Origin of the sequence: Actinomadura bangladeshensis, assembly GCF_004348335.1 — a bacterium.
Taxonomy (GTDB): domain Bacteria; phylum Actinomycetota; class Actinomycetes; order Streptosporangiales; family Streptosporangiaceae; genus Spirillospora; species Spirillospora bangladeshensis.
This window is the reverse complement of record NZ_SMJW01000345.1, coordinates 1-7,008: the sequence shown is the minus strand read 5'-3', so window position 1 is coordinate 7,008 and position 7,008 is coordinate 1. Positions and strand designations below refer to the sequence as shown.

The window sequence follows — 7,008 nt, the reverse complement described above, 5'->3', positions numbered from 1 at the left end:
GCCGGCCACCCCGGCCGCGTCCCCCCGACGATCTTCGCGTTCGCCCGCCCGGCTGTCGACTCCACTGCGTGGATAACGACATGCGGGCCTCTTCCGTGCCTCACCCCCCGCCCGCTACCTTGCTCGGCGGCGGATCATGGCGGACTCGGCGGAGGGAAGCGCATGGAGATGCGGCAGCGCGCGTCCGGAGCCGTCCGTGGCTGCGCCGGCGGCCGGCACGTGATCCGTACCCCCGGGCTGGTGTTCCGCACCGCGACCTGGTCGGACCTGCGCCGCATCGCCGCCACCGGCAAGATGGGCGGCCACCTCGCCCCCGCCTACCGCGGCCGCGGGCTCGGCGCCGAGCTGTTCACCGCGGGCCTCGCGCTGGCGCACCGGCACCTGCACTTCGGTGAGGTGTGCGCGGGGGCCGAGCCGGAGAACCTGGCGAGCGTCCACTCGCTGTGGCGCGCGGGTCTCGATCCCACGCTCGGCCCGGACACGCACCGCCTCTCGGACGGCCGCGTCATCCCGTCCGTCTGGTTCGCGAACGTGGAACCGAACCCGACCTGGTGCCCGTCCGGCTGGTGACCGCCTCAGCGCCGCTCAGGCGACGTGCGGGATGACCAGGGAGAGGGCCGAGGTGACCTCTTCGGGGGCCGGGGCGACGTCGGGGACGACGTCGCGGAGGGCGAGCCAGCCGTTGATCGCCTGGACGGTCGGCTTCGCCTCGACGAGCTGCGGGTCGTCCAGCCCGTAGAAGGCGGCCACCTTCGACCAGCGCCACAGCCGGTGACCGGCGGTGGACATCTCCGAGGACGGGAAGCCGGTCGCGCCGCGCGCGCCGGTGATCGCGTGCCGGACGGAGTCGAGTGAGCGGCCGACCCGTTCGGCGATGTCGCGGATGGTCAGCAGCGGGTCGGCCTCGACCTGCAGGACGTGCAGACCGGGCGCGCTCTCCTCGACGTGCCCCACCACGTCCATGATCGCGGCGGCGAGCGTGGGCCCTGTCCATGAGCAGGACGCGTTCCCGGGGCGGTCGGCGTGCTGGGGCTCGCTGACGATCGACACGGTGACCGCGCCGTGGGTGCGGTCGAACAGCGGGTCGAGCTCGTCCTCGTAGAGGGGACGGCTGAGGATCAGCGCGAAGTCATAGCTCGGCATGCTGACCCTCCTCTGACGTCTCTACTCCTGGAAAGGTACAACGCGCAGGCGATGTATGCTTGTGTCGGGAGCAGTCTCCGGACCCGTGGCGTCCACCGATTTCGCATTGCGCGTCCGGTTGACGTAGACTCCCGTGTCGGTCCGTCGCCGACCGCCTGATTCCCCGTTTCCGACGCAGCCGCGTCGTGGTGGGTTGCGGTCGATTCTCCTCCGGAGAGCCGGGCCGCGTCCAATGAGCCGATCAGCGAAGCGCGGAGGACATGCCCAAGAAAGAAGGGGCCATCGAGATCGAGGGCACCGTCATCGAGTCCCTCCCGAACGCCATGTTCCGGGTGGAGCTCGAGAACGGGCACAAGGTGCTCGCCCACATCAGCGGCAAGATGCGGATGCACTACATCCGGATCCTGCCGGACGACCGCGTCGTTGTGGAGCTGAGCCCCTACGACCTCACGCGCGGTCGGATCGTCTACCGCTACAAGTAATCCCACTGGGGTTGCCTTCCCCGTGCGTGGCGGCGCGGGGGTGACCCTTATCTCTAGGAGACCCAGTGAAGGTCAAGCCGAGCGTCAAGAAGATCTGCAACAAGTGCCGCGTCATCCGCCGGCACGGCCGGGTCATGGTCATCTGCTCCGACCCGCGCCACAAGCAGCGTCAGGGCTGACGCTCACCAACCAGACAAGCGCATCGCAGCCTCCGCACACGTGGCCGTACGAATCCCTTGATCGGGTCGTACGGCAGCGTCGTGTGGAGGACCACCCTCGGATCGTCGGAGGCCGGGGCCGCCACCCGGGCAGGGTGTGTGCGGACGCGGTGCGTCCATACCTCCGCACTATGAAGGGAACTGCCCACATGGCACGCCTCCTCGGCGTCGACCTCCCGCGCGAAAAGCGCTTGGAGGTCGCTCTCACCTACATCTTCGGCATCGGCCGGACGCGGGCGCTGGAGACCCTCGCGGGTACCGGCGTCAGCGGCGACATGCGGGTGCACCAGCTCGGCGACGACGAGCTGATCAAGCTCCGCGACTGGATCGAGGCGAACTACAAGATCGAGGGTGACCTTCGCCGCGAGGTCCAGGCGGACATCCGCCGCAAGATCGAGATCGGGTGCTACCAGGGCATCCGGCACCGCCGCGGGCTTCCGGTCCACGGTCAGCGCACGCAGACCAACGCGCGCACCCGCAAGGGCAAGAAGAAGACCGTGGCCGGCAAGAAGAAGGCCGGCAAGAAGTAGTCCGGAGTCGGTCCTCCGGATCGATGACCTCAAGAGTAGAGAGAGCACATGCCTCCTAAGAGCCGTGTCGGCGCCAAGAAGGTGCGCCGCAAGGAGAAGAAGAACGTCGCTCACGGGCACGCCCACATCAAGAGCACGTTCAACAACACGATCGTCTCGATCACCGACCCCAACGGGAACGTGATCTCCTGGGCCTCCTCGGGCCACGTCGGGTTCAAGGGCTCGCGCAAGTCCACCCCGTTCGCCGCGCAGCAGGCCGCCGAGGCCGCCGCCCGGCGCGCGATGGAGCACGGCATGCGCAAGGTCGACGTCTTCGTGAAGGGCCCGGGCTCGGGCCGCGAGACCGCCATCCGGTCGCTGCAGGCGACCGGCCTCGAGGTGGGCTCGATCCAGGACGTCACGCCCGTTCCGCACAACGGCTGCCGCCCGCCCAAGCGTCGCCGGGTCTGAGGCAGGGGAGATCTAGAACAATGGCTCGTTACACCGGTGCGGACTGCAAGCTCTGCCGCCGCGAGAAGATGAAGCTGTTCCTCAAGGGCAGCAAGTGCATGGGCCCGAAGTGCCCGATCGAGATCCGTCCCTACCCGCCGGGTGAGCACGGTCGCGGTCGGCCGAAGGAGACCGAGTACCTGCTGCAGCTCCGCGAGAAGCAGAAGGCGCGTCGCATCTACGGCGTGCTGGAGCGGCAGTTCCACAACTACTACGTCGAGGCCAACCGCCAGCAGGGCAAGACGGGTGACAACCTGCTCGCCCTCCTGGAGCGCCGGCTCGACAACGTCGTCTACCGGGGCGGCTTCGCCAAGTCCCGCGACATGGCGCGCCAGCTCATCCGGCACGGCCACATCCGCGTCAACGGGAAGAAGGTCAACATCCCGTCGGCGCTGGTGAACGAGGCCGACATCATCGACGTCAAGCCCAAGTCGCTGGAGTCGACGCCGTTCCAAGTCGCCAAGGCCGAGATCGGCGAGCGCCCGGTTCCCGCGTGGCTCGGGGTCGACGGCGAGAAGATGCGCATCCTCGTGCACTCGCTGCCCGTCCGGCAGCAGATCGAAGCTCCCGTCCAGGAGCAGCTGATCGTCGAGCTCTACTCCAAGTAGCGGCTCACGCCGTCCGGCCGGGGTCCCCGCGTGGGATCCCGGCAGGACGGGGAACACTCCAGAACGCGGTCGTCAAATAGCGGGCACCGCGGAAAGAAGGCACCACCATGCTCATCGCTCAGCGTCCCACTCTCACCGAAGAGCAGGTCGACGAGTACCGGTCGCGGTTCACCATCGAGCCGCTGGAGCCGGGCTTCGGCTACACGATCGGCAACTCGCTGCGTCGTACCCTGCTCTCCTCGATTCCCGGTGCGGCCGTCACCAGCATCCGCATCGAGGGCGTCCTGCACGAGTTCTCCACCGTGCCCGGGGTCAAGGAGGATGTCACCGACATCATCCTGAACCTCAAGGAGCTCGTCGTCTCCTCCGAGCACGACGAGCCCGTGGTCATGTACCTGCGCAAGCAGGGCCCGGGCGAGGTGACCGCGGCCGACATCGCGCCGCCGGCGGGCGTCGAGGTCCACAACCCGGACCTCCACATCGCCACGCTGAACAACAAGGCCAAGCTGGAGATGGAGCTGACGGTCGAGCGCGGCCGCGGCTACGTCTCCGCCGCGCAGAACAAGCAGCCGGGCCAGGAGATCGGCCGGATCCCGATCGACTCCATCTACTCGCCCGTGCTGAAGGTCACCTACAAGGTCGAGGCGACCCGAGTCGAGCAGCGCACCGACTTCGACCGCCTCATCCTGGACGTGGAGACCAAGCAGGCGATGCTGCCGCGCGACGCGGTCGCGTCCGCCGGCAAGACCCTCGTCGAGCTGTTCGGGCTGGCCCGGGAGCTCAACGTCGAGGCCGAGGGCATCGACATGGGCCCGTCCCCGACGGACGCCGCGCTCGCCGCGGACCTGGCCCTGCCGATCGAGGAGCTGAACCTCACGGTCCGCTCCTACAACTGCCTGAAGCGCGAGGGCATCCACTCGGTGGGCGAGCTCGTCGCCCGCTCCGAGCAGGACCTGCTCGACATCCGCAACTTCGGCGCCAAGTCCATAGAAGAGGTCAAGCAGAAGCTCAACGACATGGGCCTCTCGCTGAAGGACTCCCCGCCCGGGTTCGACCCGAGCGCGGCGGCCGACAACTACGGCGACGACGACACGAGCTACGCCGAGACCGAGCAGTACTAGAACCCGATTCCGGACGGCCGGGGGGCACGGTCCCCCGGCCGTACCGGAACCAGCTGACACCGGTACCTGACACGGCCGGTGCAGGAAGGAAGCACGATGCCTCAGCCCACGAAGGGCGCCCGCCTCGGCGGGAGCGCCGCGCACCAGAAGCTGATCCTGGCGAACCTGGCGACGGCGCTGTTCGAGCACGGCCGCATCACCACGACCGAGGCCAAGGCCCGGCGGGTGCGTCCGCTCGCGGAGAAGCTGATCACGAAGGCGAAGAAGGGCGACCTGCACAACCGCCGCCTCGTGGCGCGCACGATCCGCGACAAGAGCGTCGTGCACGCGCTCTTCACCGAGATCGCGCCGAGCTTCGAGACCCGTCCGGGCGGCTACACCCGCATCACCAAGATCGGCCCCCGCAAGGGGGATGCTGCCCCCATGGCCGTGATCGAGCTGGTCACGGAGCCGATGGCGGCCGCGACCGGCGGCAAGGCGCCGAAGGTGAGCGAGGCCGAGCTGCCCGCCGAGGGCGACGTCACCCTCAGCAAGGCCGCCGCCGACGTCGACGAGCCCGAGGCCCCCAAGGCCGAGGACGCGAAGGCCGAGGCTACGGAAGTCGAGGACAACGAGGCCGACGCTAAGTAAACTTTCGGTAGCTAAGGGTGCTCCCCGCGGACGCGGGGGTGGTCCGGGCGACAACGCCCCGATGGCGGTGATCGAACTGTGCTCCCCGCCCACGCGGGGTTGATTCACTCCCTTGGCTATTTCGTCCACAGTTTCGGTCGACAAAATGAGGCCCGCCGTCCTGCTACGGGACGGCGGGCCTCATCTTTGCCAGACTGGACTTATGGTCAGCCCAGGGGAGCAGCGGCGCGTACGCGCAGGAGAACGGAACAGGCACGTTGCAGAAGGACAATTCGGCTGACATGACCGCTCTGGTACGACTCCGGCTCGATATCGGTTACGACGGGTCGGACTTCGCGGGCTGGGCGAGACAGCCGAACCAGCGGACCGTCCAGGGCGTCATCGAGGACGCCCTGGCGCGGATGCTGCGCCTCGACCCCCCGCCCATGCTCACCGTCGCCGGCCGCACCGACGCGGGCGTGCACGCACGCGGCCAGGTCGCGCACCTGGTGGTGCCCGTCGCTGCGTACTCGGCGATCAACGGGACGATGCCGCGCCGCCTCGCCGGGCTGCTGCCGCCGGACGTGCGGGTGTGGCGCGTGTCGATCGCGCCCGAGGGGTTCGACGCCCGGTTCTCCGCGCTGTCGCGCCGTTACGTGTACCGGGTGTGCGACAACCCCGTCGGGGTCGACCCGCTGCGGCGCCATGACGTGCTCTGGCATCCGCGTCCGCTGAACCTGGCCCGCATGAACGAGGCCGCGCGGCTGCTGGTCGGCGAGAACGACTTCGCCGCGTACTGCCGCAAGCGGGAGGGCGCGACGACGATCCGGGAGCTGCTGCGCTACGAGTGGGCCCGCGACGACCGCGACCCGCATCTGGCGCTCGCGACCGTGGCGGCCGACGCGTTCTGCCACTCGATGGTGCGGGCGCTCGTCGGTGCCCTGCTGATGGTGGGGGACGGGCGGCGCGAGGTGGAGTGGCCCGCCGAGGTGCTCGCCGCCCGCGTCCGCGACTCCGGCGTGAACGTCGCGCCCGCGCACGGTCTGTCGCTGGAGGAGATCCGCTACCCCGACGACGACAGCCTGGCCAAGCGCGCGCAGGAGACCCGGCGCGTCCGGACCCTGAACGCGACCGCCGTCGCCGACCAGCAGGCCGCCTCGTCCCAGCAGGGGACCGCGTAGGTCCGGGTCTGGACGCCACATGGCCGCGGAACCCGGTGGGGTCCCGCGGCCATTGCGTGCGTCCCCCGGATGGGGGCCGGCTCAGTTGCGGGTGCGGGCCTCGATCGGACGGAGGTCGTAGTCGAGGAACTGCTGCGCGGCCTGCTTGATCAGCGGATCGCCCGGCTCGGCCTTCTTGCCGTTCGCCCACTGCACGTACGCGTAGGCCACGTACCGGCCGCGGACGGTCGCCGCCGCGTAGCCGCCGGCGCGGTCGATGTCCGGGGAGCGCTTGCCCGCCATGCCGCGGAACCACTCGTACCTGGCGGGGTCGCCGGCCTTGCTCACCGTCGTCGCGGCCGCCTTCGTCGGCATCACCGCGATCCCGGAGGTGACGGCGAGACCGCTCTCCCGGTCGATGAACGTCGCCCGGATGATCTTGCGGCACTGCTCGCGTTCCAGCGTGGTGAGCATCGCGCCCCTGGCCGCGTACTTGAGGTCGCGGTTGAGGGACCACCGGTCGCGAAGGTAGGTCCGCCCGCCGAGTTTGATCTCCTTCGCGGGGAACACGTCGCGGAAGGCGAGGTCCTTCGGGTCGGTCTTCTCGTCGGCGATGTTCACGGGGACGGCCGCGGTGGGGGCCGCGGT

The 7,008-nt window shown here is 69.4% G+C and carries 10 protein-coding genes and 1 pseudogene; 9 read left to right on the top strand and 2 right to left on the bottom strand.

Annotation, left to right across the window (positions count from 1 at the left end; all coding sequences use genetic code 11):
• Nucleotides 1–162 precede the first annotated feature (162 nt).
• Nucleotides 163–570, top strand: coding sequence for a GNAT family N-acetyltransferase (locus tag E1284_RS37040; RefSeq protein WP_131944809.1), 408 nt, complete (start codon nt 163–165; stop codon nt 568–570).
• A gap of 15 nt (nt 571–585) precedes the next feature.
• Here the strand turns inward: E1284_RS37040 and E1284_RS37035 are convergent, their stop codons facing one another.
• Nucleotides 586–1,143, bottom strand: a complete 558-nt coding sequence (locus E1284_RS37035; RefSeq protein ID WP_131944808.1) for a hypothetical protein — start codon at nt 1,141–1,143, stop codon at nt 586–588.
• 260 nt (nt 1,144–1,403) lie between these two features.
• On the opposite strand from E1284_RS37035, the gene infA reads away from it, so the two are divergent.
• The 8 genes from infA to truA all read left to right on the top strand — a co-directional run bounded on the left by infA (nt 1,404) and on the right by truA (nt 6,381).
• Nucleotides 1,404–1,625: a translation initiation factor IF-1 gene (gene infA, locus E1284_RS37030; protein WP_067629441.1), complete on the top strand. Its 222-nt coding sequence runs from the start codon at nt 1,404–1,406 to the stop codon at nt 1,623–1,625.
• Between the two features lie 65 nt (nt 1,626–1,690).
• Nucleotides 1,691–1,804: a 50S ribosomal protein L36 gene (rpmJ, locus tag E1284_RS37025; RefSeq protein ID WP_021596712.1), complete on the top strand. Its 114-nt coding sequence runs from the start codon at nt 1,691–1,693 to the stop codon at nt 1,802–1,804.
• A gap of 188 nt (nt 1,805–1,992) precedes the next feature.
• A complete protein-coding gene (gene rpsM / locus E1284_RS37020; protein WP_067629442.1) occupies nt 1,993–2,373 on the top strand; it encodes a 30S ribosomal protein S13 in 381 nt (126 codons plus the stop codon).
• 48 nt (nt 2,374–2,421) lie between these two features.
• Nucleotides 2,422–2,823, top strand: coding sequence for a 30S ribosomal protein S11 (rpsK, locus tag E1284_RS37015; RefSeq protein ID WP_021596710.1), 402 nt, complete (start codon nt 2,422–2,424; stop codon nt 2,821–2,823).
• Nucleotides 2,824–2,843: 20 nt separating this feature from the next.
• Nucleotides 2,844–3,470 carry a 30S ribosomal protein S4 gene (rpsD, locus tag E1284_RS37010; protein ID WP_131944807.1) on the top strand — a complete coding sequence of 209 codons (627 nt, stop codon included), beginning with the start codon at nt 2,844–2,846 and terminating at the stop codon, nt 3,468–3,470.
• A 107-nt stretch (nt 3,471–3,577) separates the two neighbouring features.
• Entirely contained in the window at nt 3,578–4,591 is a 1,014-nt protein-coding gene (locus E1284_RS37005; protein WP_131944806.1) for a DNA-directed RNA polymerase subunit alpha, read from the top strand.
• Between the two features lie 96 nt (nt 4,592–4,687).
• The gene (rplQ, locus tag E1284_RS37000) at nt 4,688–5,221 is read left to right on the top strand and encodes a 50S ribosomal protein L17 (RefSeq protein WP_131944805.1); all 534 of its coding nucleotides are present in this window, start codon (nt 4,688–4,690) and stop codon (nt 5,219–5,221) included.
• A gap of 281 nt (nt 5,222–5,502) precedes the next feature.
• Complete coding sequence (gene truA, locus E1284_RS36995; RefSeq protein WP_207924172.1) at nt 5,503–6,381, top strand: tRNA pseudouridine(38-40) synthase TruA; 879 nt, start codon at nt 5,503–5,505, stop codon at nt 6,379–6,381.
• An 81-nt stretch (nt 6,382–6,462) separates the two neighbouring features.
• Here truA and E1284_RS42130 read toward each other — a convergent pair.
• Nucleotides 6,463–7,008: pseudogene (locus E1284_RS42130) on the bottom strand (hypothetical protein); the annotation flags it as partial.

What these genes read in the sequence shown, in the direction of transcription:
- infA (WP_067629441.1), top strand. Translation starts at nt 1,404, where the DNA reads ATGCCCAAGAAAGAAGGGGCCATCGAGATCGAGGGCACCGTCATCGAG.
- rpsM (WP_067629442.1), top strand. Translation starts at nt 1,993, where the DNA reads ATGGCACGCCTCCTCGGCGTCGACCTCCCGCGCGAAAAGCGCTTGGAG.
- rplQ (WP_131944805.1), top strand. Translation starts at nt 4,688, where the DNA reads ATGCCTCAGCCCACGAAGGGCGCCCGCCTCGGCGGGAGCGCCGCGCAC.
- truA (WP_207924172.1), top strand. Translation starts at nt 5,503, where the DNA reads ATGACCGCTCTGGTACGACTCCGGCTCGATATCGGTTACGACGGGTCG.
- E1284_RS37035 (WP_131944808.1), bottom strand. Translation starts at nt 1,143, where the DNA reads ATGCCGAGCTATGACTTCGCGCTGATCCTCAGCCGTCCCCTCTACGAG.
- rpsD (WP_131944807.1), top strand. Translation starts at nt 2,844, where the DNA reads ATGGCTCGTTACACCGGTGCGGACTGCAAGCTCTGCCGCCGCGAGAAG.
- rpsK (WP_021596710.1), top strand. Translation starts at nt 2,422, where the DNA reads ATGCCTCCTAAGAGCCGTGTCGGCGCCAAGAAGGTGCGCCGCAAGGAG.
- E1284_RS37005 (WP_131944806.1), top strand. Translation starts at nt 3,578, where the DNA reads ATGCTCATCGCTCAGCGTCCCACTCTCACCGAAGAGCAGGTCGACGAG.
- E1284_RS37040 (WP_131944809.1), top strand. Translation starts at nt 163, where the DNA reads ATGGAGATGCGGCAGCGCGCGTCCGGAGCCGTCCGTGGCTGCGCCGGC.